Annotated in this window: 2 protein-coding genes; both read left to right on the forward strand. The window is 41.1% G+C overall.

Annotated features, from left to right (window positions below; translation table 11 throughout):
* On the forward strand, positions 1-516 hold a 516-nt coding region (locus tag QM956_RS10535; RefSeq protein ID WP_414302516.1), incomplete at its 5' end, for a type II secretion system F family protein.
* Positions 513-609, forward strand: a 97-nt coding sequence (locus tag QM956_RS10540; protein WP_414302517.1) for a prepilin-type N-terminal cleavage/methylation domain-containing protein, incomplete at its 3' end; no start/stop codon positions are given. The genes QM956_RS10535 and QM956_RS10540, both read left to right, overlap by 4 nt.

A 609-nucleotide genomic window follows, 5' to 3' on the forward strand; every position in this document is an offset into this window, starting at 1 on the left:
CTAAGCCTTAAGGAAAATGGGCATAAGGTAGGCTATATGGGTGATGGTATCAACGATGCCCCATCCATGAAGGTGTCAGATGTGGGGCAAACTGTCAGGCTATATACGACCGCCTATTATGCTAGGGAATGGGGAAATCTCTTAGGACAAGGGATTGACCTGTTAGACTTGGTTTCTCTTATGCAAGAGCAAAAGTCTAAGCTCTTTCGTGAGCTGGGGGCTGATTTAGAAGAGGCCTTGATGCTAGGACAGAGTTTTCCTGATCGTATTGCTAGTCACCCTTTTTTCACTAAGGAACTATCCTTGATTATTGCTTATGGAGAGGCTAATGCTAGGTTGGGCTATGAGTTAGAAGTCTATGCTGAAGAGGTTTGGCAGGCTTTCTTTAACCGTCTTAATAAGGCAACAACCTTTGTGCAACCCCTCATTTTTATTATTGTTGCTGTCGTGATTGTAATGATCTATGCAGCCATGCTATTACCAATGTATCAAAATATGGAAGGAATGATGTCATGAAAATGATGTTAAAAAAATTGAATGCCGTTAAACTACGAGCTTTTACACTGATTGAAATGTTGGTCGTGCTTCTCATTATCAGTATTCTCCTTT

The organism is Streptococcus mitis (genome assembly GCF_047460035.1).
GTDB classification, from domain to species: domain Bacteria; phylum Bacillota; class Bacilli; order Lactobacillales; family Streptococcaceae; genus Streptococcus; species Streptococcus mitis_DW.